This is a genomic window from Telluria sp. ZB4P36 (assembly GCF_059685865.1).
Genome location: NZ_JCASIE010000003.1, coordinates 449647 through 474801, shown reverse-complemented (window position 1 = coordinate 474801; position 25155 = coordinate 449647). Strand labels below are relative to the sequence as shown.

General features: G+C 66.3%; 25 protein-coding genes and 1 riboswitch. Of the genes, 20 read left to right on the top strand and 5 right to left on the bottom strand.

What is annotated here, in order from left to right; translation table 11 throughout:
- Positions 1-2: 2 nt before the first annotated feature.
- The 11 genes from AC56LK_RS07425 to AC56LK_RS07375 all read left to right on the top strand — a co-directional run bounded on the left by AC56LK_RS07425 (position 3) and on the right by AC56LK_RS07375 (position 10487).
- The gene (locus AC56LK_RS07425) at positions 3-662 is read left to right on the top strand and encodes a YbhB/YbcL family Raf kinase inhibitor-like protein (protein WP_497183917.1); all 660 of its coding nucleotides are present in this window, start codon (positions 3-5) and stop codon (positions 660-662) included.
- A 28-nt stretch (positions 663-690) separates the two neighbouring features.
- Complete coding sequence (locus tag AC56LK_RS07420) at positions 691-1353, top strand: histidine phosphatase family protein (protein ID WP_497183916.1); 663 nt, start codon at positions 691-693, stop codon at positions 1351-1353.
- 129 nt (positions 1354-1482) lie between these two features.
- Entirely contained in the window at positions 1483-2508 is a 1026-nt protein-coding gene (gene dusB, locus AC56LK_RS07415) for a tRNA dihydrouridine synthase DusB (protein WP_497183915.1), read from the top strand.
- Between the two features lie 111 nt (positions 2509-2619).
- A complete protein-coding gene (locus tag AC56LK_RS07410) occupies positions 2620-2853 on the top strand; it encodes a helix-turn-helix domain-containing protein (RefSeq protein WP_027865797.1) in 234 nt (77 codons plus the stop codon).
- Positions 2854-2943: 90 nt separating this feature from the next.
- On the top strand, positions 2944-4530 hold the full coding sequence (gene purH / locus AC56LK_RS07405; RefSeq protein ID WP_497183914.1) for a bifunctional phosphoribosylaminoimidazolecarboxamide formyltransferase/IMP cyclohydrolase: 1587 nt from the start codon (positions 2944-2946) through the stop codon (positions 4528-4530).
- 115 nt (positions 4531-4645) lie between these two features.
- A complete protein-coding gene (gene ruvC / locus AC56LK_RS07400) occupies positions 4646-5182 on the top strand; it encodes a crossover junction endodeoxyribonuclease RuvC (RefSeq protein ID WP_497183913.1) in 537 nt (178 codons plus the stop codon).
- Between the two features lie 18 nt (positions 5183-5200).
- Positions 5201-5779: a Holliday junction branch migration protein RuvA gene (ruvA, locus tag AC56LK_RS07395; protein ID WP_497183912.1), complete on the top strand. Its 579-nt coding sequence runs from the start codon at positions 5201-5203 to the stop codon at positions 5777-5779.
- A complete protein-coding gene (gene ruvB / locus AC56LK_RS07390; protein WP_497183911.1) occupies positions 5776-6843 on the top strand; it encodes a Holliday junction branch migration DNA helicase RuvB in 1068 nt (355 codons plus the stop codon). Before ruvA ends, ruvB begins: the two co-directional genes overlap by 4 nt.
- A 105-nt stretch (positions 6844-6948) precedes the next feature.
- Entirely contained in the window at positions 6949-8751 is a 1803-nt protein-coding gene (locus AC56LK_RS07385) for a CIA30 family protein (protein WP_497183910.1), read from the top strand.
- An 18-nt stretch (positions 8752-8769) separates the two neighbouring features.
- Positions 8770-9882 carry a sensor histidine kinase gene (locus AC56LK_RS07380; protein ID WP_497183909.1) on the top strand — a complete coding sequence of 371 codons (1113 nt, stop codon included), beginning with the start codon at positions 8770-8772 and terminating at the stop codon, positions 9880-9882.
- Positions 9879-10487, top strand: coding sequence for a response regulator transcription factor (locus tag AC56LK_RS07375; protein ID WP_497183908.1), 609 nt, complete (start codon positions 9879-9881; stop codon positions 10485-10487). Before AC56LK_RS07380 ends, AC56LK_RS07375 begins: the two co-directional genes overlap by 4 nt.
- A gap of 12 nt (positions 10488-10499) precedes the next feature.
- Here the strand turns inward: AC56LK_RS07375 and AC56LK_RS07370 are convergent, their stop codons facing one another.
- The 5 genes from AC56LK_RS07370 to AC56LK_RS07350 all read right to left on the bottom strand — a co-directional run bounded on the left by AC56LK_RS07370 (position 10500) and on the right by AC56LK_RS07350 (position 16772).
- Positions 10500-12380, bottom strand: a complete 1881-nt coding sequence (locus AC56LK_RS07370; RefSeq protein ID WP_497183907.1) for a potassium transporter Kup — start codon at positions 12378-12380, stop codon at positions 10500-10502.
- A gap of 84 nt (positions 12381-12464) precedes the next feature.
- The gene (locus AC56LK_RS07365; RefSeq protein ID WP_497183906.1) at positions 12465-12887 is read right to left on the bottom strand and encodes a hypothetical protein; all 423 of its coding nucleotides are present in this window, start codon (positions 12885-12887) and stop codon (positions 12465-12467) included.
- A 106-nt stretch (positions 12888-12993) separates the two neighbouring features.
- On the bottom strand, positions 12994-13362 hold the full coding sequence (locus tag AC56LK_RS07360) for a VOC family protein (protein ID WP_497183905.1): 369 nt from the start codon (positions 13360-13362) through the stop codon (positions 12994-12996).
- Positions 13363-13381: 19 nt separating this feature from the next.
- Positions 13382-13828, bottom strand: coding sequence for a DUF2147 domain-containing protein (locus tag AC56LK_RS07355; RefSeq protein ID WP_497183904.1), 447 nt, complete (start codon positions 13826-13828; stop codon positions 13382-13384).
- Between the two features lie 145 nt (positions 13829-13973).
- Positions 13974-16772 (bottom strand): valine--tRNA ligase, encoded by a 2799-nt coding sequence (locus AC56LK_RS07350; protein ID WP_497183903.1) that lies wholly within the window; start codon positions 16770-16772, stop codon positions 13974-13976.
- A 178-nt stretch (positions 16773-16950) separates the two neighbouring features.
- Positions 16951-17057: riboswitch (TPP riboswitch) on the top strand.
- Positions 17058-17117: 60 nt separating this feature from the next.
- On the opposite strand from AC56LK_RS07350, the gene thiC reads away from it, so the two are divergent.
- From thiC to AC56LK_RS07305, 9 genes are all read left to right on the top strand, one after another.
- Positions 17118-19010 carry a phosphomethylpyrimidine synthase ThiC gene (thiC, locus tag AC56LK_RS07345; RefSeq protein ID WP_497183902.1) on the top strand — a complete coding sequence of 631 codons (1893 nt, stop codon included), beginning with the start codon at positions 17118-17120 and terminating at the stop codon, positions 19008-19010.
- Positions 19010-19213, top strand: coding sequence for a sulfur carrier protein ThiS (gene thiS, locus AC56LK_RS07340; protein ID WP_497183901.1), 204 nt, complete (start codon positions 19010-19012; stop codon positions 19211-19213). The genes thiC and thiS overlap by 1 nt, the downstream gene beginning before the upstream one ends.
- A gap of 14 nt (positions 19214-19227) precedes the next feature.
- Entirely contained in the window at positions 19228-20022 is a 795-nt protein-coding gene (locus AC56LK_RS07335; protein ID WP_497183900.1) for a thiazole synthase, read from the top strand.
- The gene (gene thiD, locus AC56LK_RS07330) at positions 20022-20765 is read left to right on the top strand and encodes a bifunctional hydroxymethylpyrimidine kinase/phosphomethylpyrimidine kinase (protein ID WP_497183899.1); all 744 of its coding nucleotides are present in this window, start codon (positions 20022-20024) and stop codon (positions 20763-20765) included. The genes AC56LK_RS07335 and thiD overlap by 1 nt, the downstream gene beginning before the upstream one ends.
- Positions 20766-20784: 19 nt before the next feature.
- Complete coding sequence (gene thiE / locus AC56LK_RS07325) at positions 20785-21414, top strand: thiamine phosphate synthase (protein ID WP_497183898.1); 630 nt, start codon at positions 20785-20787, stop codon at positions 21412-21414.
- A 41-nt stretch (positions 21415-21455) separates the two neighbouring features.
- On the top strand, positions 21456-22169 hold the full coding sequence (locus AC56LK_RS07320) for an ion channel (RefSeq protein ID WP_497183897.1): 714 nt from the start codon (positions 21456-21458) through the stop codon (positions 22167-22169).
- Positions 22170-22296: 127 nt separating this feature from the next.
- On the top strand, positions 22297-23073 hold the full coding sequence (locus AC56LK_RS07315) for a hypothetical protein (protein WP_497183896.1): 777 nt from the start codon (positions 22297-22299) through the stop codon (positions 23071-23073).
- Between the two features lie 105 nt (positions 23074-23178).
- Complete coding sequence (locus AC56LK_RS07310) at positions 23179-24618, top strand: M28 family metallopeptidase (protein ID WP_497183895.1); 1440 nt, start codon at positions 23179-23181, stop codon at positions 24616-24618.
- Positions 24615-25145: a GNAT family N-acetyltransferase gene (locus tag AC56LK_RS07305; protein ID WP_497183894.1), complete on the top strand. Its 531-nt coding sequence runs from the start codon at positions 24615-24617 to the stop codon at positions 25143-25145. The genes AC56LK_RS07310 and AC56LK_RS07305 overlap by 4 nt, the downstream gene beginning before the upstream one ends.
- Positions 25146-25155: the final 10 nt, after the last annotated feature.

Here is a 25155-nt window from a genome sequence, read left to right as displayed (position 1 = left end):
ATATGCGAATCTGGAGCGACTCATTTACCGAAGGCGGGGTGATCCCGCCGCAATGCGCGTTTGCGGTCATCGATCCCGGCAGCCACGTCAAGCTGTCCAGCAACCGCAATCCTCATATCGCCTGGGACGATGTGCCTACGGGCACCAAGTCCCTGGTGCTGATCTGCCACGACCCCGACGTGCCGTCCGTAGGCGACGACGTCAACCAGGAAGGCAAGACCGTGCCGGACGCACTGCCGCGGGTGGACTTTTTCCACTGGTCATTGATGGACATCCCGGTCGCGCTCAGATCCCTGGACGAGGGTGTGTTTTCCGACATGGTGACGCCACACGGCAAGCCGGGCCCGCTGCTCACCATCAAGAACGGTACCGAGTACCAGCTGCGCCAGGGCATTAACGACTACACCGGCTGGTTCGCGGGCGACCCCGACATGGCGGGCGAGTATTACGGGTATGATGGCCCCTGTCCGCCATGGAACGACGAACGGGTGCATACCTATGTGTTTACACTGTATGCGCTCGACATCCCGCGCCTGCCGCTGGTGGGCCGCTTCACCGGCCCCGAACTGCGCCTGGCGATCCGCGGCCATATCCTGGACGAGGCGCGCACCTTCGGGGTGTATTCGCTGAATCCCGACGTTGCATCCACACTGTCAACCTAGACGCCCCGAGGTTCGGGCGACGAACCTCATGCCTGTAAACGAACACACTGCCACGACTATCCTGTTGATCCGCCATGGCGAGACCGCCTGGAACGCCGAAAAGCGGCTCCAGGGGCATCTCGACATCGCCCTCAACGCCGAGGGCGAGCGCCAGGCCGCGCTGCTGGGCGCGGCGCTCGCCGCCGAGCGGATCGACCACATCGTCTCCAGCGACCTGCAACGCGCGCGCCAGACCGCCGACGCCATCGCCCGCACGCGCGCTGCCCAGGTCGGCACCGATCCTGCCTTGCGCGAACGCTGCTACGGCGGCTTCGAAGGCCTGCTGTACAGCGAGATCGCGGCCCGCTTCCCACTCGAGTTCGCGGCCTGGCAGGCACGCGACGTCGATGCCGTGCTGCCGCCGGGGAAGAACGCCGGCGAGAGCTTCCGCGCCTTCTATGAGCGGACCACCGGCGCGATCGCGGCGCATGCGGCGGCGCATCCGGGCAAGACCATCGCCCTGGTGGCGCACGGCGGGGTGCTCGAATGCGCCTATCGCCAGGCGCTGGGCTTGTCGCTGGAGACGCCGCGCGACTTCAAGGTGTCGAATGCGAGCGTGAACCGGTTCGTGGTGGAGGAGGGGATATTGCGGCTGCTGAGCTGGGGAGAGGTAGCGCACCTTCAGCCGGCCGTGCTGGATGATCTGAGCTGAGCCTCTACCCCCGGCAGGCACCCCTGCCAATATCACACACGCAACAATATCCAAAAATTCTGCCGCTATTTTGAGCAGCGAATGAGGTAAAATACTAGGTTCCCCGAGAAACTTTAGAACTTTTCCGCTGTGCAAATCGGTCCTTACATCCTGCGTAACAATGTCTTCGTCGCCCCCATGGCCGGGGTGACGGACCGCCCGTTCCGCCAGCTGTGCAAGCAGCTGGGCGCCGGTTACGCGGTGTCCGAGATGGCGGCCTCGAACCCGCGCCTGTGGGCCAGCGAAAAGACCTCGCGCCGCACCGACCACACCGGGGAAATGGAGCCGAAGGCGGTGCAGATCGCCGGCGCCGACCCGAAAGACCTGGCCGACTGCGCGAAGTTCAACGTCGAGCGTGGCGCCCAGATCATCGACATCAACATGGGTTGCCCGGTGAAGAAGGTCTGCAACAGCTGGTGCGGTTCGGCCCTGCTGCAGCATGAAGACCTGGTCGAGCGCATCCTGCACGCCGTGGTGGACGCGGTCGACGTTCCCGTCACCCTGAAATTCCGTACCGGCTGGGATCGCCAAAACAGGAACGCGCTGCGCATCGCCCGCATGGCGGAGCAGGCCGGCATCGCCATGCTGACCCTGCACGGCCGCACCCGCGCCGACGGCTACAAGGGCGAGGCCGAATACGACACCATCCGCGCCGTCAAGGCGGCGGTCGGGATCCCGGTGGTCGCCAACGGCGACATCACCACGCCGGAAAAGGCGAAGTTCGTGCTCGACTATACCGGCGCCGACGCCGTCATGATCGGCCGCGCCGCCCAGGGCCGGCCCTGGATCTGCCGCGAGATCGACCATTACCTGCGTACGGGCGAGCATTTGCCGGCGCCGCTGGTCGACGAAGTACGCGGCCTGATGAACGAACACCTGCCGGCGCACTATGCCTTCTATGGCGAATACGTCGGCGTGCGTACCGCCCGTAAACACATCGGCTGGTATGTGCAGGACTTGCCGGGAGGCGAAGAATTCCGCCAGCGCATGAACCTGCTGGAATCGACTGCCGAGCAACTGGCTGCGGTCGACGCCTTTTTCAAATTACAACTCCGGCATGGCGAGCGGTTACAATACCGGCCCGCTCATCCTGCCGATGAGGCGATGGCAGCATAAGCACAAGTAATAGCACCATAAAAAGCAGTCATAAGAACCAGAATAAAACGGGGACACGCCGCGTCAAAAACGCGGCGAGCAATCATTAACCAGGATGAAGCAGCAGAGAACATGAGCAAAGAAAGTATCCAGGAAGTCGTCCAGAAAAGCCTCGAGGACTATTTCAACGATCTGGGCGAGCAGAAACCGACGAACATCTACGACATGATGGTCTTGACGGTGGAAAAGCCGGTCCTTGAAGTGGTCATGACGCGCGCCGACGGCAACCAGTCGCACGCGGCGCAGATGCTGGGCATCAACCGGAATACTTTGCGCAAGAAACTCCAGGAGCACGGGCTCCTCTAAGCTCCTTTGCATGGCGTGGCCGTGCGTCTGGGCGCGGCCGGTTCACCGTCCGTGCGCCCGGCGTCAGAATTCTCAACCACAGGCCTCACCATGATCAAACAAGCACTGATTTCCGTTTCCGACAAAACCGGCGTCCTCGATTTCGCGAAGGCCCTGGCTGGCCTCGGCGTCAACATCCTGTCCACCGGCGGCACCGCCAAACTGCTGCAGGAAAATGGCGTGCAGGTTACTGAAGTCGCCGACTACACCGGTTTCCCGGAAATGCTCGACGGCCGGGTCAAGACCCTGCACCCGAAGGTGCACGGCGGCATCCTGGCGCGCCGCGACCTGCCCGAGCACGTCGCCAAGCTCGACGAGCACGGCATTCCGCAGATCGACATGGTCGTGGTCAACCTCTACCCCTTCCAGCAGACCGTTGCCAAGGACGAGTGCTCGCTGGATGACGCGATCGAGAACATCGACATCGGCGGCCCGACCATGCTGCGCTCGGCTGCCAAGAACCACCGCGACGTGGTGGTGATCTGCGACCCGGCCGACTACGGCCCGGTGCTGGCGGAGATGAAGGGCACCGGTACCCAGGCTGGCCCGGTCAGCTACGAGACCAAGTTCCGCCTCGCCAAGAAAGTGTTCGCCCACACCGCCCAGTACGATGGCGCGATCACCAATTACCTGACCAGCCTGGGCGAAGACCGCCTGCACGCGACCCGCTCGAGCTATCCGCAGACCCTGAACATGAGCTTCGAGAAGGTCCAGGACATGCGCTACGGCGAGAACCCGCACCAGGGCGCCGCCTTCTACCGCGACCTGGTCGCCACCGCGGGCGCACTGGCCAACTACCGCCAGCTGCAGGGCAAGGAACTCTCGTACAACAACATCGCCGATGCCGACGCGGCCTGGGAATGCGTCAAGTCGCTCGGCGGCCTGGGCCAGCCGGCCGGCTGCGTGATCGTCAAGCACGCCAACCCTTGCGGCGTGGCGATCGGCGTCGATGCGCTGGACGCCTACTCGCGCGCACTGCAGACCGACCCGACCTCGGCCTTCGGCGGCATCATCGCCTTCAACGTCGAGGTCGACGGCCGCGCCGCGGAAGCGGTGGCCAAGCTGTTCGTGGAAGTGCTGATCGCGCCGTCGTTTTCAGAAGAAGCACGCCGGGTCATGTCGGCCAAGCAGAACGTGCGCCTGCTCGAGATTCCGCTGGGCGAAGGCCAGAACGCGTATGACCTCAAGCGCGTCGGCGGCGGCGTACTGCTGCAGGCGCCGGACGCCAGGAACGTCGGCCTCGGCGAACTGCGCGTGGTCAGCAAGAAGCAGCCGACCCAGCAGCAACTGCAGGACCTGATGTTCGCCTGGCGCGTGGCCAAGTTCGTCAAGTCGAACGCCATCGTGTTCTGCGCCAACGGCATGACCCTGGGCGTCGGCGCCGGCCAGATGAGCCGCATCGACTCGGCCCGCATCGCCTCGATCAAGGCGCAGAATGCAGGCCTGTCCCTGAGCGGTTCGGCGGTAGCCTCGGATGCCTTCTTCCCCTTCCGCGACGGCCTGGACGTGGTGGTGGATGCGGGCGCGACCTGCGTCATCCACCCGGGCGGCTCGATGCGCGACCAGGAAGTCATCGATGCGGCGGATGAGCGTGGCGTCGTGATGCTGTACACCGGTACCCGTCACTTCCGTCACTAATTGTTGCAGGGTGGACGGCGAGGCCGTCCACCTGACGCGGCGAGCTCCACCACATCACTGTGTTTTTGCACAGTATTTTTCCCACGAACACCCGCCAGCCGTATATCATTCCACAATGATTATTCTCGGCATCGACCCGGGCCTGCGTACGACGGGGTTCGGCGTCATTGAAAAACACGGTACGAAACTGCGCTACATCGCGTCCGGCACCATCAAGACCGGTACCGAGGGCGCGCTGCCGCCGCGGCTCAAGCTCATCCTGAAGGGCGTGGGCGAAATCGTCAGCGCCTACCAGCCCGGCTGCGCGGCCATCGAAAAAGTCTTCGTCAATGTCAATCCACAGTCCACGCTGCTGCTGGGCCAGGCGCGCGGTGCGGCCATCACGGCCCTGGTCGGGGCCGACCTCGACGTCGCCGAGTATACGGCGGTGCAGGTCAAGCAGGCCGTGGTCGGCACCGGCAAGGCCGCCAAGGCCCAGGTGCAGGACATGGTCGCGCGCCTGCTCAAGCTGCCGGGCCTGCCCGGCACCGACGCCGCCGACGCCCTCGGCGTGGCGATCTGCCACGCCCACAGCATCGATACGCTGTCGATGATCGGCGCGCTGTCGCCGGCTACTGCGACACTGCGCATGAAACGCAGCCGCCTCGTCTAAAGAACAAAAGGAACAACGATGATCGGTCGTCTCTCCGGAATCCTGCTCGAAAAAGCGCCGCCGCACGTGCTGGTGGACTGCAATGGCGTCGGCTATGAAGTCGACGTGCCGATGAGCACCTTCTACAACCTGCCGCACACGGGCGAAAAAGTGGTGCTGTTCACCCACCTCATCGTGCGCGAGGATGCGCACCTGCTGTTCGGCTTCGGCAACGCCTCCGAGCGCGCGCTGTTCCGCCAGCTGATCAAGATCACCGGCATCGGCGCACGCATGGCCCTGGCCATCCTGTCGGGCATGTCGGTGGCCGACCTGTCGCAGGCGGTCACGCTGCAGGAAGCCGGCCGCCTGGTGAAGATCCCCGGCATCGGCAAGAAGACCGCCGAGCGCCTGCTGCTGGAACTGAAGGGCAAGCTGGGCGCCGACATCGGCGCGGTCGGCGGCGTCGTGCGCGACGACGCCCAGGTCGACGTGCTCAATGCGCTGGTCGCTTTGGGGTATTCTGACAAGGAAGCGCTCCTCGCCATCAAGAACATGCCGGCGGGTAGCAGCGTTTCCGACGGCATCAAGTTCGCACTCAAGGCCCTGTCCAAAGCATGAGCATCCAGACCGACAATTTCACCGAGCAGCGCGTGATCGACGCGGCCCCGGCCTCGCCCAACGAGGAGGCGATCGAACGCGCCTTGCGGCCGAAGCAGCTGGAGGAGTACGTCGGCCAGGAAAAGATCCGCGACCAGCTCGAAATCTTCATCCACGCCGCCCGCAAGCGCCGCGAAGCGCTCGACCATACGCTGCTGTTCGGCCCGCCGGGTCTCGGCAAGACCACGCTGGCCCACATCATCGCGCGCGAGATGGGTGTCAACCTGCGCCAGACTTCCGGCCCGGTGCTGGAGCGTCCGGGCGACCTCGCCGCTCTTTTGACCAACCTCGAGCCGAACGACGTGCTGTTCATCGACGAGATCCACCGCCTGTCGCCGGTGGTCGAAGAGATCCTGTACCCGGCGCTCGAGGACTACCAGATCGACATCATGATCGGCGAGGGCCCGGCCGCGCGCTCCGTGAAACTCGACCTGCAGCCGTTTACGCTGGTTGGCGCCACCACCCGCGCCGGCATGCTGACCAACCCGCTGCGCGACCGCTTCGGCATCGTCGCCCGCCTCGAGTTCTACAACGTCGAGGAACTGACCAAGATCGTCACCCGCAGCGCCGCGCTGCTCGAAGCGCCGATCAAGGAGGAGGGCGCGCGCGAGGTGGCCAAGCGGGCGCGCGGCACGCCGCGTATCGCCAACCGCCTGCTGCGCCGCGTGCGCGACTATGCGGAAGTGAAGGGCAACGGCGAGATCACGATCGAGATGGCCGACCGCGCCCTCAAGATGCTCGACGTCGACACGGTCGGCTTCGACGTCATGGACCGCAAGCTGCTGGAAGCGGTGCTGTTCAAGTTCAATGGCGGCCCGGTGGGCATCGGCAACCTGGCGGCGGCGATCGGCGAAGCGGCCGACACCATCGAGGACGTGCTCGAACCCTACCTGATCCAGCAGGGCTACCTGCAGCGCACCCCGCGCGGACGGATCGCCACGCCGCTGGCCTACCAGCACTTCGGCGTCACCGCGCCGCGCATCAGCCCGACCGGCGACCTGTGGGACAACCTGCCGCCGGGCTGAAACCGGTCAGGTGACAATTGTCATGACAAACCGATGGCGCCTGCTTCTTGCGGCGCCATCGTCGTTTCCGGATACTGGCTTCACACCAACCCATGCGAGGAACGTATGAAGCCCACCGCCCTGAAAGTCCTGTCCGCCGCCGCCATCCTGCTGCTGGCCGCTTCCGCCAATGCCGCACCGACCCTGGTACAGGACGTGCGCGTCTTCGACGGCGAGCGCGTGCACGAGCGCCGTTCGGTCCTGTTCGACCAGGGCGTCATCGTCGACGCCGATTTCCGCGGCGCCCCGCCGCAGGGTGCGCGCGTGGTCGGCGGGCAGGGACGCACCCTGCTGCCGGGCTTCATCGATGCCCACACCCATGCCTTCCGCTTCCATGAGCTGCCGGTGCTGTTCGGCGTGACCACCCAGATCGACATGTTCACCGACGTCCCGACCATGAAGAAGGCGAAGCTCGAGATGGCGCATGGCGGCAACAGCCGCCGCGCCGACCTGTTCTCGGCCGGCACCCTGGTCACCGCGCCGAACGGCCATGGCACCCAGTTCGGCATCGCCATCCCGACCATCACCAAACCGGAAGAAGCGCAGGCCTTCGTCGACGCCCGCATCGCCGAAGGCTCGGACTTCATCAAGATCGTCATGGAAGGCGGCCATGGCTTCAAGTCGCTCGACCTGGCCACCGCGAAAGCGGTGATCGCCGCGGCGCACAAGCGCGGCAAGCTGGCGGTGGTTCACATCGGCAACGAGAAGGATGCGCGCGCCGTGCTCGAAGCCGGCGCCGACGGCCTGGTGCACCTGTTCCCGGGCGGCTCGGCCGATGCCGAGGGCCTCGCCAGGCTGGCCGCCGGCCGGGGCGCCTTCGTGATCCCGACCTTCGCGGTCCTGGAGAGCATGGCCGCCTACCGCGGCGACGATTTGCTCGCCAACCCGGCCTTCGCCGCCTTGCTCGACAAGGATGGGCAGGCGCCGCTGAAGGCGCGCTACGGTAACGAGGCGAAACCGGCCATGCTGGTCGCTCCGAAGCAGGTGACCGCCGCGATGCTCAAGGCGGGCGTGCCGGTGCTGGCCGGGACCGACGCCGGCAATCCGGGCACCCAGTACGGCATCAGCATGCACCGCGAACTGGCGGCCCTGGTCGAAGCCGGCCTCACGCCATCGCAGGCGCTCACGGCCGCCACCAGCGCACCGGCCAAGGCCTTCAGGTTGGGGCAGCGCGGCCGCATCGAGAAGGGCTACAAGGCCGACCTGCTGCTGGTCGAGGGCAACCCTGCCGCCGACATCCTCGCCACCCGCCGCATCGTCGAGGTGTGGAAGGATGGCGAGAGCGCCAATGGCCTGCGTGAGGGGCAGCGCCTGCAGGTGGCCAAGGCGGCGGTCGAGGCGCAGAAGGGCGGCGGCGTCCAGGCCTTGCCGCTCGACGGCCGCATCAGCCACTTCAGCGAGAAGCGCCTGGCCAGTCCCTTCGGCATGGGCTGGGGACCGTCGACCGACAGCTTCGCCGGCGGCAAGTCCACCGTGAAGCTGGCCCCGCAGCCGGCGCTGCCGGACGGCCAGGTGCCGCTGGCGATCGATGCCAAGGTGGCACCGGGACTGCCGTTTGCCTGGTCCGGCGTGGCCTTCATGCCGGGTGCACAGCCGATGCAACCGGCCAACCTGAGCGGCGCCAAGCTGGTGCGCTTCAAGGTGCGCGGTGACGGCAAGACCTACCAGATGATCGCCATGTCGCAGGGCGTGCAGATGCCGGGCGCGAAAAGCTTCACCGCCGGGCCGGAGTGGACCGAGGTGACGATCCCCTTCAGCGAGCTGAAAGGCATCGATCCGGCGGCCATCGTCATGTTAGGATTCAACGCCGGCCCGCAGCCGGGCGACTACCGCTTCGAGATCGCCGACGTACGCCTGCTGGACCGCTAACCCTTACGATCGATCGCGATGAACAAGATCAGGCAAGTGCTCGCCGGGCCGTGGATCCCGTCCGAGCACGGCAAGATGCCGTACTTCTGGCTCGGCAGCCTCGGCTACCTGGGCTGGAAGTACGTCTACGTGGCGCCCGGCGCGCTGGAGCTGGCCATGCTGGCCTTGACGCTGGCGGCCTTCCTGCCGCTGTACTGCGCCAGTTACTGGGTGAGCGGCTGGCGCACGGTCGGCTGCATGCTGGCGAGCTGCCTGCTCGGCGCAGCCTGGGTGCGCTGGAACGTGGGCGCGGCGAGCTTCTTCATCTTCGCCGCGGCCGCCGCCGCCGGGTTCCGGCAGACGCGGCACGCCATGCTGGCGATCGCCGGCGTGGTCCTGCTTGGATTGCTGGCGTCGCTCCAGGTCGGCCACCCGCAGATGCGCATGATGTTCCTGATGCCGATCCTGACCATCACGCTGCCGGTGGGCGTCGGTGCCGTCATGGATGCGCGCCTGCGCCGCTCGCGCCAGGCGCTGCTGCGCAAGCAGGAAGAGGTCGAGCACATGGCCACCATCGCCGAGCGCGAGCGCATCTCGCGCGACCTGCACGACCTGCTCGGGCATTCGCTGTCGCTGATCGCGCTGAAGGCGGAGCTGGCGCGCAAGCTGGTGCACCGCGATGCCGAGGCCTGCGCGCGCGAGGTCGGCGACATCGAGACCAGCGCGCGCCAGGCCCTGGCCGAAGTGCGCGCCGCCGTGACCGGCTATCGCGAGAAGGGCCTGGCCCATGCGCTGGCGAGCGCGCGCGCCAGCCTGGCCGCGGCCGAGGTCAGGCTGGATGAACAGGTGGAGCGCTTCGACCTGGCCCCGGCCGCCGAGAACGTGGTGGCGCTGGCGCTGCGCGAGGCCGTCACCAACGTGGTGCGCCATGCCGGCGCCACGCGCTGCAGCGTCTCGCTGGCGCTCGAACACGGCGTGGCCGTGCTGCGCATCGCCGACGACGGCCAGGCGCGCAGCGAGGCCGATATCCGGCACGGCAACGGCTTGTGCGGCATGCGTGAACGCGCCGCCTCGGTCGGCGGCAGGCTGGCGGTACGCGCGCGCGCCGGCCTCGAACTCGAACTGCGCGTCCCCACGGGAGTCACTTCATGACGATTCGGATACTGCTGGCCGAAGACCAGAACCTGGTCCTCGGCGCCATGGCCGCGCTGCTGCGGCTCGAGCCCGACTTCGACGTCGTCGGCGCCGCCACCAACGGCAAGGAAGCCCTGGCGCTATGCGAAGAGCTGGCGCCCGACATCGTGCTGACCGACATCGAGATGCCCCTGATGACCGGGCTGGAACTGGCGGCCCAGCTGAAGGAACGGCGCCTGCCGCCGAAAGTCATCGTGGTGACCACCTTCGGGCGCAGCGGCTACCTGCGGCGTGCGCTGGAGGCCGGCGTGCGCGGCTACCTGCTCAAGGATGCGCCGGTGGATGCCCTGGCGGCCGCGATCCGCGCGGTGCACGGCGGCGGACGGGCGATCGCGCCCGAGCTGGCGCTGGAAAGCTGGAGCGGCGGCGCGGATCCGTTGACCGAGCGCGAACGCCAGGTACTGCGCCTGGCGGGGGAGGGGCGCAGCAGCGGCGACATCGCGCGCCAGGTGCACCTGTCGGAAGGGACGGTGCGCAACTACCTGTCCGAGGCGATCAGCAAGCTGAATGCGGCCAACCGGGTCGAGGCCTACCGCATGGCGCGCGACGCCGGCTGGCTGTAGCGCCCCAGGCTGTCAAATCTCCACCTGGGTGCCCAGTTCGATGACCCTGTTGGAGGGAAGCTTGAAGTAATCCGCAGCATCCCGTGCATTCCTCGCCATCGACGCGTAGACACTTTCACGCCAGGGCATCATGCCCGAGCCGGGCGTGGAAATGATGGTCTGCCTGGCGATGAAATACGAGGTTTCCATCGGTTCGAATACCAGGCCATGCGCGCCGCAGGCATGCAGGTCGGCGGGGACATTCCTCTCTTCGATAAATCCGTAAGACAGGTCGACCTGGTAGCAGTCATGACCCAATGGCGAGATCTTGACGCGCTGGTCCGCGGAGACCGTCGGAACGCCAAGCGCGTGCACAGTCAGGAAGATCACCCGCTCATGCAAGACCTTGTTGTGCGTCAGGTTGTGCAGTAATGCATGCGGCACCCCGTCACCTTCCGACCGGAAGAACACGGCGGTGCCGGGCACGCGATGCGGCAGGCTGAGGAACAAGGACTGCAAGAAATCCTCGAGAGGTATCAGATGTGCCCGCAGGTTCTCGAAGACCAGTTCCTTGCCCTTTCGCCAGGTCAGCATCAAGGTGACCAGTACCAGGCTGATGGCCAGCGTGAACCAGCCGCCGCTGACGATCTTCAGGCTGGTGGACGAAAACAGGGTCACGTCGAATACCAGGAAGAATCCGGTGGCGCCGACAGCAGCCATGATCGGGTAGCCCCAGCCGTAATACACGACGAAGAAGGTCAGCAAGGTGGTCGTCAGCATCGTTGCGGTGGCGGCGATGCCATAGGCGGAGGCCAGGTTGGTCGACGAACCGAAGGCGACGACGGCGAACACGACCGCCGCGAACTGCAGCCAATTGATGAGTGGAATATAGATCTGCCCTTTCTCCTGGTGGGAGGTCTGGACGATTTTCATGCGTGGCAGAAAACCAAGGGAGATGGCCTGCTGTGCAACCGAGAAGGCGCCGGAGATCGTCGCCTGCGATGCCACGATCGCGGCCACGGTCGACAGGGCGACCAGCGGGTAGATGCTCCACGCGCCGAGCTGGTTGAAGAAGGGATTGGACACGGCTGCGGGGTTCGACAGCAGCATCGCTCCCTGGCCGAGATAATTCAGCATCAGGGCGGGGAATACCACCGAAAACCAGGCCAGCCTGACGGGCTTGCGGCCGAAGTGGCCCATGTCGGCATACAGGGCTTCTGCACCTGTGAGGGCAAGCACGATGGCGCCCAGGGAAACAAAGGCCCACCAACCGTTGCGGGACAGGTAATCGGCAGCATGAAGCGGGTTCAGTGCGGCGAGAATCCCGGGATTTTCCAGGATGTTCACGACCCCCATGGCGGCCAGGGCCGCGAACCAGACGAGGACGATCGGTCCGAACCACTTCCCGATGCCGCCGGTGCCGCGGCGCTGCGCAAGGTAGAGCACGGTCAACACCACCAGGGCAAGCGGAACGACATAAGGCTTCATGGCCGGGGTTGCCACTTCCAGCCCCTCGATCGACGACAGGACCGTAATTGCGGGCGTAATCACCCCGTCACCGAAAAACAGCCCTGCGCCAACCATGCCCAGCAACATGACGGGATAGTACAGGCGCGCGTGCTTCGACACCGACTTCAGTGCGAGCGCCGTCAGGGCCATGATGCCGCCTTCACCGCCGTTGTCGGCCCTCAGGACCAGCGTGACGTACTTGAGTGAGATGATAATGATGAGGCACCAGAGAATCAGCGAAACGACGCCGAGGATGTTCGCCGGGGTGGCCGCAATCCCATGGGCAGGCGCGAACACTTCCTTCATCGTGTACAGCGGGCTGGTGCCGATGTCGCCATAGACGACACCGATTGCGCCAAGCGTCAGCGCTGCAACGCCGTTGCTTCCAGATGCTTTTTCGCTCATTGTTCTTCTCGATGATACTGGGAGCAATATTGTAACGCCGTTCTTCCAGTCATCTGGCGCTTTGTAATGACAGCGTGTGGAGGATCAGCCGTGGCGCAGCGCCGGCAGCCGTTGCTGGCGCCGTTCGCGGGCGCGCAGGCGGCCCGCACTCGGTCCCTGCAGCATCACGAGGGCCAGTGCGAGCGCCACGATCAGCGTGAAACCGAGCAGCGCGCCGCCCAGCCACAGGGTGGTCGGCTCGGCGCCGCGCCACAGCGTCGCCGCGCCGGCAGCGAAGGGCGCGAGCAGCACCAGGGCGCACAGGCGGGCAAGCGGGGGCGAGCGCTTGATGTGGTGTCCGGCCATGCCGACGAAGAAGAAGCTGGACGTGGCCAGCAGCTGGGCCGCCAGCAGGGCGGCGGAGCGGGACAGCTCGGAGCTCGCGGCGCCGTTCGGGAATAGCAGCATCGGCGGCACGACCAGGACCAGCATGCCGGCCATCAGGCAGGCAAAACGCAAGAAGAGCATTCGGGATTTCCTCGTAACAGTTCGTTGGGGACAAACCTCAATACGAAGAAGATATCCAAATTACAATTATTGCGGCGCGCGAATGAACGCTGCCGGACGGTCAGTCTCAGGCGCCCGGCAGTTCCTGTCCGATCATGATGCGGTGCCCGTCGGCCGTGCGCAGGCCGAATTCGCGCATGCCCCAGGCTTCGTCGCGCAGCGGCTTGACGAATTCGGCGCCGTTCGCCACGGCGCGCGCATGCCAGGCATCGACGTCGGTGACGTCGAGGTAGGCGAAATAGGAATGCTCGCCGGTCTGCGCCGCCGGCATCGCGTCCGGGCAGGCGCCCGCCATGATGCGGCAGCCGTCGCGGATGAACATGCGCCAGCCCGGATCGCCCATCTCGTGGATGGCGAAGCCGAGCACGTCGCGGTAGAAGGCCGCCGAGCGCTCGAGGTCGGGGACGGCCAGCACGTACAGGTGATCGCGGATCATGTGCCGGCCGCCGGGAGGCTTACTGCTCGCGGACCCAGGTCTGCGAACGGCCGAACATCGGTGCGCCGATGTAGCCGCGCACCTCGAGCTTGCTGCCATTGTCCTTCAGCTCGGCCTTGCTCTTGTAGGTCTTGCCCTTGGACGGATCGAGGATCTCGCCGCCTTTGTATTCGTTGCCGTCTTTCTTGAGGCCCGAGAGGATGGTCATGCCGATGAGCGGCTGGTCCTTGCGCGCGCCTTCGCAGGCGGTGCACTTCGGGTTCTGGTCCTGGTCGGCCGGGCGGAACAGCTTCTCGATCTTGCCGGTCAGGATGCCGTTGTCCTCGGTGATGCGTACCAGCGACTTCGGCTTGCCGGTTTCGTCGTCGATCGTTTTCCAGGTGCCGGCGGCCGAGGTGTTCTGTGCCATGGCAGCCGGTACGGCCAGGATCATGGCCATCAGGCTTGCGCCCATCAGTTGTCGCATATAGGTCTCCATTGTTGTGGTCTGACGGAACCAGTGTAGCAAACTGTATTCACGGCTGGGTCATCGAAATCCGAGGAAGTATTCGAATCGTCCGGCTTGCAACAAAAAACGCGGCCGAAGCCGCGTTGTTCGTGGGTGCCGCAGCTTAGGCCGCCGGCAGCTTGGCCAACTGCTCCTGCATCTTGGCCAGCGTGGCCGAGAAGTTCGCCACGCGTTCCTTTTCCTGCTCGACCACCGCGGCCGGGGCGCGGGCGACGAAGCTTTCGTTGGACAGCTTGCCGCTGGCCTTGGCGATCTCGCCCTGCAGGCGCGCGATCTCCTTCGACAGGCGCTCGCGCTCGGCGGCGACGTCGATCTCGACCTTCAGCATCAGCTTGGTGGTGCCGACGATCGACACGGCGGCCGGCGATTCCGGCAGCGCGTCGACGACCTGGACTTCGGCCAGCTTGCCCAGCGACTGGATGTAGGGAGCGAACACCGCCATGCGGGCGCGGTCTTCGGCGTTGCCCGGCTCGACGATCAGCGGCACGCGCACCGACGGCGACAGCGACATCTCGCCGCGCAGGTTGCGGGTGGCGTCGACCAGGGCCTTCAGCTGCTCCATCCAGGTTTCCGCCTCTTCGCTCACCAAGGACAGGTCGGCCAGCGGGTAAGGCTGGACCATGATCGAGTCGCCGGTCTTGCCGGCCAGCGGCGCGATGCTCTGCCACAGCGCTTCGGTCACGAACGGGATGATCGGGTGCGCCAGGCGCAGGATCACTTCCAGCACGCGCAGCAGGGTGTGGCGGGTGGCGCGCTGCTGTGCTTCCGTACCCTGCTGGACCGAGACCTTGGCCAGCTCCAGGTACCAGTCGCAATACTCGTCCCAGACGAACTTGTAGATGGCGCTGGCGATGTTGTCGAAGCGGTAGTCGGCGAAGCCCTTGGCGATCTCGAGCTCGACGCGGTTCATCAGCGAGATGATCCAGCGGTCGGCCGGCGACAGGTCTTCCGGGTTCGGCTGGCTGCAGTCTTTCCCCTCCGTGTTCATCATCACGAAGCGGGTGGCGTTCCACATCTTGTTGCAGAAGTTGCGGTAGCCCTCGCAGCGGCCGAGGTCGAAGTTGATGTTGCGGCCCAGCGAAGCATAGCTCGCCATCGTGAAGCGCACCGCGTCGGTGCCGAAGGCCGGGATCCCTTCCGGGAATTCCTTGCGGGTGGCCTTGGCGATCTTTTCCGCGGCGCGCGGGTCCATCAGGCCGGTGGTGCGCTTGGCGACCAGCGAGTCGATGTCGATGCCGTCGATCAGGTCGATCGGGTCGAGCGTGTTGCCCTTCGACTTGGACATCTTCTGGCCCTGCGAGTCGCGCACCAGGCCGTGCACGTACACGGTCTCGAACGGCACCTTGCCGGTGAAGTGGGTCGTCATCATCACCATGCGGGCGACCCAGAAGAAGATGATGTCGAAGCCGGTCACCAGCACCGAGGACGGCAGGAAGTGCTGCATGTCTTTGGTCTGTTCCGGCCAGCCCATGGTCGAGAAGGGCACCAGGGCCGACGAGAACCAGGTGTCGAGCACGTCGTCGTCGCGGCGCAGCGCGCCCGTGATGCCTTGCGCGGCGGCCTTGGCTTTCGCTTCTTCTTCATCGCGGGCGACCACGATGCGGCCTTCATCGTCGTACCAGGCCGGGATGCGGTGGCCCCACCACAGCTGGCGCGAGATGCACCAGTCCTGGATGTTGCCCAGCCACTGGTTATAGGTGGTGGTCCAGTTCTCGGGCACGAACTTGATCTCGCCGTTCGCGACCTTTTCCAGGGCCACGTCGGTGATCGACTTGCCCGGATTGAAGGTCCCTTCCGGCGCCGGCTTGCTCATGGCGACGAACCACTGGTCGGTCAGCATCGGCTCGATGACGACGCCGGTGCGGTCGCCGCGCGGCACCATCAGCTTGTGCGGCTTGACCTGCTCCAGCAGGCCCTGGGCGTCGAGGTCGGCGACGATCTGCTTGCGCGCGGCGAAGCGGTCCAGGCCCTGGTAGGGGCTCGGGCCGTTCTCGTTGATCTTGGCGTCGAGCGTGAAGATATTGATCGGGGCTAGGTTGGCGCGCTGGCCGACCGCGTAGTCGTTGAAGTCGTGGGCCGGGGTGATCTTGACGCAGCCGGTGCCGAATTCCTTGTCCACGTAGCTGTCCGCGATGACCGGGATCTGGCGGCCGGTCAGGGGCAGGGTGAGCAGCTTGCCGTGCAGGTGGGCGTAGCGCTCGTCGGTCGGGTCCACCGCCACGGCGACGTCGCCCAGCATGGTTTCAGGACGGGTGGTGGCGACGGTCAGGTGGCCCGAGCCGTCCGCCAGCGGGTACTTGATGTACCACATCGAGCCGTCTTCTTCCTGCGAGTCGACTTCCAGGTCGGATACCGCCGTGCCCAGCACCGGGTCCCAGTTGACCAGGCGCTTGCCGCGGTAGATCAGGCCCTGTTCGAACAGGCGCACGAAGACTTCCGAGACGACCTTGGAGCGGGTCTCGTCCATCGTGAAGTACTCGCGCTGCCAGTCGGGCGAGGTACCCATGCGGCGCATCTGGCCGGTGATGGTGTTGCCCGACTGTTCCTTCCACTCCCAGACCTTCTCGACGAAGGCTTCGCGGCCCAGGTCGTGGCGCGAGATCTTCTGGGCGTCGAGCTGGCGCTCCACCACGATCTGGGTGGCGATGCCGGCGTGGTCGGTGCCCGGGATCCAGGCGGTGTTGTAGCCGCGCATGCGGTAATAGCGGGTCAGGCCGTCCATGACGGTCTGGTTGAAGGCGTGACCCATGTGCAGGGTCCCCGTCACGTTCGGCGGCGGCAGCTGGATGCTGAACGACGGCTTGCCGTCTTCCATGCTGGCGGTGAAGTAACCGCGCTGCTCCCATTCGGTGCGCCAGTATTGTTCAATGTCTGCAGGCTCGAAAGACTTGGCTAATTCCATGATGTAGTGGCGTTGGTCGATAGTTAACGTTCGAAAACGACCATTATAGAGTAGGAGTCAGCCGGTGCGTTCGGCCAGGCCCACTGTCAGCCGACTTCGCCCATATGCTGTGGTTATGGATTGATAATCTTTACACATAAATAAACATGGGGCTATAATCCGCTCGCTGCCGACGGGCAGCAAACGCTAGGGGTCCTGCCGGCGCGCAAAGCGCCAGGCGGGTGAGAAATACCCTCTGAACCTGATCTGGATAATGCCAGCGAAGGGAAGCTTCAAAGACATCGGCCGTGTCCGCACGCGCTTGCCGTCTGCGCCTCCTTTGCTGGCTCCTCAACAAGGAGCCACATGAATGCACCACTGAACGCATCACTTCGATTCGACGCCGCGACCGCCATGGTCGACAGCGCCGCCATCGAACCCTTCCCGAACTCGCGCAAGGTCTACATCGAAGGCAGCCGGCCCGACATCCGCGTCCCGATGCGCGAAATCAGCCAGTCGCCCACGCCCGACAGCTTCGGCGGCGAGCCGAACCCACCGCTGTTCGTCTACGACACCTCGGGCCCGTACACGGATCCGACCGCCAGCATCGACGTGCGCCGCGGCCTGGCGACGCCGCGCCTGCCCTGGATCGTCGAGCGCGGCGATACCGAGGAGCTGGCCGGCCCCACCTCCGACTATGGCAAGGCGCGCCTGGCCGATCCGGCGCTCGAGGCACTGCGCTTCGAGCTGCAGCGCACGCCGCGCCGCGCGCGTGCCGGGCGCAACGTCACCCAGATGCACTATGCGCGCCAGGGCATCGTCACGCCCGAGATGGAATTCGTCGCCCTGCGCGAAAACCTGCGCCGCAAGGAATACCTGGCCTCGCTCATCGAGTCGGGCCCGGTGGGCGAGCGCATGGCCGGCCTGCTGGCGCGCCAGCATCCGGGCCAGTCCTTCGGCGCCAGCATCCCCTGCGAGATCACGCCCGAATTCGTGCGCGAAGAGATCGCCCGCGGCCGTGCCATCATCCCGGCCAACATCAACCATCCGGAAAGCGAGCCGATGATCATCGGGCGCAACTTCCTGGTGAAGATCAATGCCAACATCGGCAACTCGGCCGTGACCTCGTCAATCGGCGAGGAAGTGGAGAAGATGACCTGGGCGATCCGCTGGGGCGCCGACAACGTGATGGACCTCTCGACCGGCAAGCACATCCATGAGACGCGCGAGTGGATCATCCGGAACTCGCCGGTGCCGATCGGGACGGTGCCGCTCTACCAGGCGCTGGAAAAGGTCGGCGGCAAGGCCGAGGAACTCACTTGGGAGATCTACCGCGATACCCTGATCGAGCAGGCGGAGCAGGGCGTCGACTACTTCACCATCCACGCCGGCGTGCGCCTGGCCTACGTGCCGATGACGGCCAAACGCCTGACGGGCATCGTGTCGCGCGGCGGTTCCATCATGGCCAAGTGGTGCCTGGCCCACCACAAGGAATCCTTCCTGTACACGCATTTCGAAGACATCTGCGAGATCATGAAGGCCTACGACGTGTCCTTCAGCCTGGGCGACGGCCTGCGCCCGGGCTCGATCTACGACGCCAACGACGAAGCCCAGCTGGCCGAGCTGAAGACGCTCGGCGAACTGACGCAAACCGCATGGAAGCACGACGTGCAGACCATGATCGAAGGGCCCGGCCACGTGCCGCTGCACCTGATCAGGGAAAACATGGACCTGCAGCTGGAGCAGTGCAGCGAAGCGCCGTTCTATACCCTGGGGCCGCTCACCACCGACATCGCGCCGGGCTACGACCACATCACCTCGGGCATCGGCGCCGCCACCATCGGCTGGTACGGCACCGCCATGCTGTGCTACGTCACGCCCAAGGAGCACCTGGGCCTGCCGGACAAGGCGGACGTCAAGGACGGCATCATCACCTACAAGATCGCCGCCCATGCGGCCGACCTGGCCAAGGGCCATCCGGGCGCCCAGATGCGCGACAACGCCTTGTCGAAAGCGCGCTTCGAGTTCCGCTGGGAAGACCAGTTCAACCTCGGCCTCGACCCGGACAAGGCGCGCTCCTTCCACGACGAGACCCTGCCCAAGGATTCCGCCAAGGTGGCCCATTTCTGCTCGATGTGCGGCCCGCACTTCTGCTCGATGAAGATCACGCAGGAAGTCCGCGAGTACGCGGCGCAGGGGATGCAGGAAAAGGCGATCGAGTTCGTGCGCGGCGGCGCGAAACTGTACCGGGAGGTCTGATGACGGAGATTGAACTGAACGGCGCTCCCTACTGCCTGCCGGTCGGGCACTCGCTGCAGGACCTGACCGGCCAGCTCGGCGTCGCGGAACAGGCGGTGGCTGTCGCGGTCAACCGCGAAGTGGTGCCGCGTGCCCAGTGGCCGCATCACCGCTTGCAGGCCCGCGACCGGGTCGACATCGTGCGCGCCATCGGCGGCGGATAAGAAGGAGACAGAACATGAATGCAACGACTGAACAAGACTGCCTCACCATCGCCGGCCGCCGGTACGGCTCGCGCCTGCTGGTCGGCAGCGGCAAGTACCGCGACCTGGCGCAGACGCGCGAGGCGACGCTGGCGGCGGGCGCCGAGATCGTCACGGTGGCGATCCGGCGCGTGAACATCGGCCAGGACCCGAACGCCCCGAGCCTGCTGGATGTGCTGCCGCCCGACGAGTTCACCATCCTGCCGAATACCGCCGGCTGCTACACGGCCAAGGACGCGGTCTACACCCTGCAGATGGCGCGCGAACTGCTGGGCGGGCGCAAGCTCGTCAAGCTGGAAGTGCTGGGCGACGAGAAGACCCTGTTCCCGCAGATGCCCGAGACGATCAAGGCCGCCGAGACCCTGGTGCGCGACGGCTTCGACGTCATGGTCTATTGCAGCGACGACCCGGTGCAGGCGCGCATCCTGCAGGAGATCGGCTGCGTGGCCGTGATGCCCCTGGCCTCGCTGATCGGCTCGGGCATGGGCATCCTCAATCCCTGGAACCTGAAGCTCATCATCGAGAACGCGAGCGTGCCGGTGCTGGTCGATGCCGGCGTCGGCACGGCTTCGGATGCCGCCATCGCGATGGAGCTCGGCTGCGACGGCGTGCTGATGAACACCGCGATCGCCGCGGCGGGCGATCCGGTGCGCATGGCGCGCGCGATGCGGCATGCCGTCATCGCCGGCCGCGAAGCGCACCTGGCCGGCCGCATGCCGAAGCGCTTCGCCGCTTCGCCTTCGTCGCCTCACGAGGGTGTCGTCACCTGATGGTGCCGACCGTTCTCGTGTTCGCCGGGCTCGATCCGGGCGGGGGAGCCGGGCTGGCGGCGGACATCGCCGCCATCGGCGCGCTCGGCGGCCATGCGCTGCCGGTGGCGACCGCGCTGACCGTGCAGGACAACAACCGGGTGCACGAGGTGCAGCCGGTCGACACCGGCCTGATGGTGCGCCAGGCCGATGTCCTGATCGATTCCTTCAGCATCGATGCGGTCAAGATCGGCATTCCCGGCAGCCGCGAGAACGCGGCCGCCATCGCCCGGCTGCTGCGCCAGCTGCGCGCCGCCGACCCGGGCCTGCCGGTGGTGCTCGACCCGGTGCTGGCCAGCGGCCATGGCGATGCGCTCGGCAAGGGCGACGCCGTCGCCGCGCTGGCCGGGCTGCTGCCGCTGGCCACCGTGCTGGTGCCGAACCTGCCGGAAGCGCGGGCGCTGGGCGCCGTGCCCTGCGAGCACGTGCTGGTCACGGGTGGCCACGGCGATGGCGACATCATCATCAACCGCTGGCTGCGCGACGGGGTCGAGCAGCGCGTCTGGCACCTGCCGCGCCTGCCTCACAGCTACCATGGCAGCGGCTGCACCCTGGCCGCCGCCATCGCGGCGCGCCTGGCCCTCGGCGATCCTGTCGGGCAGGCGCTCGAACACGCCCAGGACTACTGCCATCAGGCGCTGGCGCACGCCTTCTGGATCGGGCCGGGGCAGCGTATCCCGCGCCGGATCCTCCATACCCATTGAGCGCACTGAAAGGACCACCTTGAAAAAGCACTTCCTACGCGGCCTGTACCTGGTCACACCCGACTGGGACGATACCGAACGCCTGCTCACGGTCACCGACCTGGCCCTGATGGCCGGCGCCTCGATGGTGCAGTACCGCCACAAGAGCGCCGGCCCGGCCTTGCGGGCGGAGCAGGGCGCGGCCCTGCTGGCGCTGTGCCGCAGCCATGGCCGGCCGCTGGTGATCAACGACCACATCGACCTGTGCCGCGACCTCGATGCCGATGGCGTCCACGTCGGCGGCCTCGACGTGCCTGTGGCGCAGGCCCGCGCCGTGCTCGGGCCGGACAAGATCGTCGGCGCATCGTGCTACGGCGAGCTGAAACTGGCCGAGGCGGCCCAGCAGGCCGGCGCCAGCTACGTGGCCTTCGGCGGCTTCTATCCCTCGCCGGTCAAGAAATACACCTTCGTCACGCCGCCGGAACTGATCGAGGTCTGGCGCGACCGGGTGTCGCTGCCGATGGTGGTGATCGGCGGCATGACGCCGTCGAATGCCGCGCCGCTGGTGCGGCGCGGGGCGGGGATGGTGGCGGCGATCACCAGCGTGTATGCGGCCGAGGACCCGGAAGCCGCGGTGCGCGAGTTCTGCGCGCTGTTCCGGCACGCCTGATCCTACAATAGCGGCGTCATCCATCTCATGCCGCCCCGCCCATGCGACCACCGCGCCTGCTCATCCATACCCGCCGCCACCCGTCGGCCATCCTGCTGCTGGTGCAGCTGCTCGGCATGCTGCTGTATCCCTTCATCGAGAATGCGACGGCCGGGCACACGGCCCTCAACGTGTTCGGCGTGCTGGTGCTGTCGCTGACCATCCGCATGGTGCGGCGCACACCCGGGGAAACCAGGATCAGCGTGGCGCTGGCGGTGCCGATCGTGATCCTGCTGGCGCTGCAGACCTTCTACGACCTGCGCAGCATGCTGCTGCCCTGGTCGTCCGGGCTGGAAGCGCTGTTCTACTTCTACGCCGCCGCCAGCCTGATCTCCTACATGATGGGAGACCGCCAGGCGACCACCGACGAACTGTTCGCCGCCGCCGCCACCTTCACGCTGCTGGCCTGGGGATTCACGCACCTGTACCTGATGGTGCAGGAACTGCAGCCGGGCACCTTCGCCGCCGCCGTCAACACGCAGGCGCCACGCTCGTGGAGCGAGCTGAATTACCTGAGCTTCGCGCTGCTGTCGAGCACCGGGATCGGGGACGTGATTCCGCTCACCGTCCATGCGCGCGCCCTGTGCAGCATCGAAATGCTGGTCGGCGTGATGTACCTGGCGGCCGTGGTGGCGCGCCTGATCGGCTTCACCACCCAGGGCAAGGTTTACCGGCGCCATCCGAACTCGCCGCGCGAGCCCTGGGAAGAAGACTGAGGCTATCCATGGCGGATAAAGTGCGCTCGCGCATACTGGGGTTAAGTCTTTAATAAGAGATCTGCATTAACTTGCTCGCATTCGCAGCCCCGGCATTCCGCCACCGCTGCCTTCAGCCCACGCGAGCATGAACCCGACAATCCGGATCGCCACCAGCACCAGCGCAAGCCGCCGCGTCTTCACCTTCCTGAGAACCGGCGTCGCCGGCCTGCTGGTGCTGGCGCTGGCCTACGTCCTCGCCGCCTCCTTTCCCAAGCCGATGTTCGGTTACCGTGTCGACTACCAGAATTACCAGGTATGGTCGGACAGGCCCATCCCTGACGAGATCAGCCATGTGCTGGACGACGTGACGCGGCGCTTGCGCACTTCGAGCCTGCACGACCGCGACACGCCGGTCGAGATTTTCTTCTGCAACGAGCCCTGGCGCCTGTGGCTCTTCGGCCGGCGCTTCAGTACGCGGATGGGCGGCGCGGCCGACGTCTGGGTGACCCGGCAGGTATTCATCCGCGCCTCCGACATCGCCGCCAACCGCATCCATACGCCGACCGGCGGGCCCTTGGCCGACGCCGCGCAGCGCCCGCTCTCGTACTACATCGCGCACGAGATCACCCACAGCGACGTGTCGCGCCGTTTCGGGCGGACGGTCATGCTGCGCTATCCGGAGTGGCTGCTGGAAGGCTATGCCGACTACGTGGGCAAGGCCGGCGACTTCGATTTCGAGGAGAACCGCGCGCTGTTCGGCGCCGGTGCAGCCGCACTGGATCGCGACAAGAGCGGCCTGTACCGCGAATTCCACCTGAAGGTCGCCTACCTGCTCGACAAGAAGGGCTGGACGCTGGAGCAGGTGTTCGCGAATCCTCCGGACGAGAAGGAACTGGACGCCCGGCTGCGCATGGACCAGTGAGCGCCCGCGCCAGGCATATGTATTAAATTGGGTTCCCGGCGGATTGACCGGGTGTGCCGCAGCATGCGATATTGCTTTTCTTGCCATTTCACTCGAGCTTATCGCATGCGTCCTCAGTTTCCTCACCTTGTTTCCGCCCTCGTTCTCGCCCTGGCCGGCGCCGGCTGCGCCCAAGTCCCCCAGGATGCCGCCATCTCGCCCGAGGTGCTGCGCACGCACGTGGCCTACCTGTCTTCCGACGAGCTGGAAGGCCGCGGCACGCCCTCGCGCGGGCAGGACCTGGCGACCGAGTACATCGCGGCCCAGTTCCGCAAGGCCGGCCTGGAACCGGCCGGCGACGACGGTTTCTACCAGACTGCGACCTGGCAGTACGCCGAGCGCAAGGCGGACGACGTGGCCCTGAGCGTGAGCGCGGGCGGCAGCACCATCACGGTGCCGGCCGGCGGCGCGACCGGCAACTTCCTCGATGCGCTCGCGCTGGCGTCGACGCCGGCCGTGTTCATGCCCTGGAAGGACGCGCTGGAGAACAGCGAAGCCGCCAACGGCAAGGTGCTGGTGGTGCCGGCCGCACCGATGCCGCGCGCCGCGCGCACCCTGCAGGAAAAACTCAAGAGCAAGCCGGCCCTGGTCGTGATGATCGACCGTGAGCGGCGCCACGGCGCCGGCACCGGCGGCTGGCTGGTCGATCCGGAGCAGGCTGCCGTAAAAGGCGCGCCACCCGTGCTGGTCTTGCATGCGCCGGACGCCGCCGCGGCCCTGGAAAAGGGCGGCGCCAGCGTGAGCGCGCGCGTCGCCGCCGCCGCGCTGCGCCCGGTCAAGCTGCGCAACGTGATCGGCGTGCTGCGCGGCGCGGATCCGGCCCTGAAGAACAGCTACGTCCTGATGACGGCGCACCACGACCACGTCGGCATCCGCGACGGCGAGGTCTACAACGGCGCCAACGACGATGCCAGCGGCGTGGTGTCGGTGATCGAGGCCGCGCAGATGCTGGCCGCGCGCAAGGAGCGTCCGCGCCGCAGCATCGTGTTCATGACCTTCTTCGGCGAAGAACTCGGCATGCTCGGTTCGAAATACTATGCGCGCCACCCGGTGTTCCCGCTGAAGGACACGGTGGTGAACATCAACCTCGAGCAGACCGGCCGCACCGACGACAGCGAAGGCAAGCAGCTCAATTCGGTCGCGATGACCGGTTTCGATTTCTCGACGGTGGGCGAGATGCTGAAGAAATCCGCCGAGCAGACCGGCGTCCGCCTGTGGAAGCATGCGGCCTTCAGCGACCAGTTCTTCTCGCGCGCCGACAACCAGTCGCTGGCCGACGTCGGGGTGCCGGCGCACACGCTGTCGGTGGCCTACGGCTTCTCGGATTACCACGGCAAGGACGACACCTGGGACAAGCTGGACTACGACAACATGGCGCGCGTGACGCGCATGCTGGCGCAGGGCGTGTACGACATCGCGAACGATAGCGCCCGCCCGGTCTGGACCAGCGCGCCGAAGGCGGCAGGCTATGCCGCCAAGGGACGCTCGCTGCAGGCCGCGCCATGATCGACGCGGGCACGGACACCCTCGTGATCCGGCGCCTGCGGCCGGACGAAGGCGCGGCTTATCGCGCCATCCGGCTGCGTGCCCTGGCCAATGCGCCGGAAGCCTTCTGCAGTTCGCTGGCGGAAGAGGAGGCGCGTCCGCTGGAGAGCTGGAGCGCGCGCCTGGACAATGCGGCGCGCTCCGGCATCGACTGCCCGCTGGTCGCCGAACGCGATGGCGAACTGCTCGGGATGGTCTGGGCCAAGGTGGATGGGGCCGATCCGGACACGGTCAACCTGTTCCAGATGTGGGTGACGCCGGAGTGCCGCGGACAGGGCGTGGCGCGCGCGCTGCTGGACGGCGCCGTCGACTGGGCCCGGGCGCGCGGGGCACGGACCGTGGGGCTGGGTGTGAACTGCGCGAATGCCGCCGCGGTCGCGCTGTACCGGCGCGCCGGCTTCAGCATCCTCGGCGAGGCCTATCCGATGGCGGGGGAGGCGGGGCGGATGGAATACGCGATGCGCCTGCACTTGGGGCCGGCAGCATAAAAAAGGGACG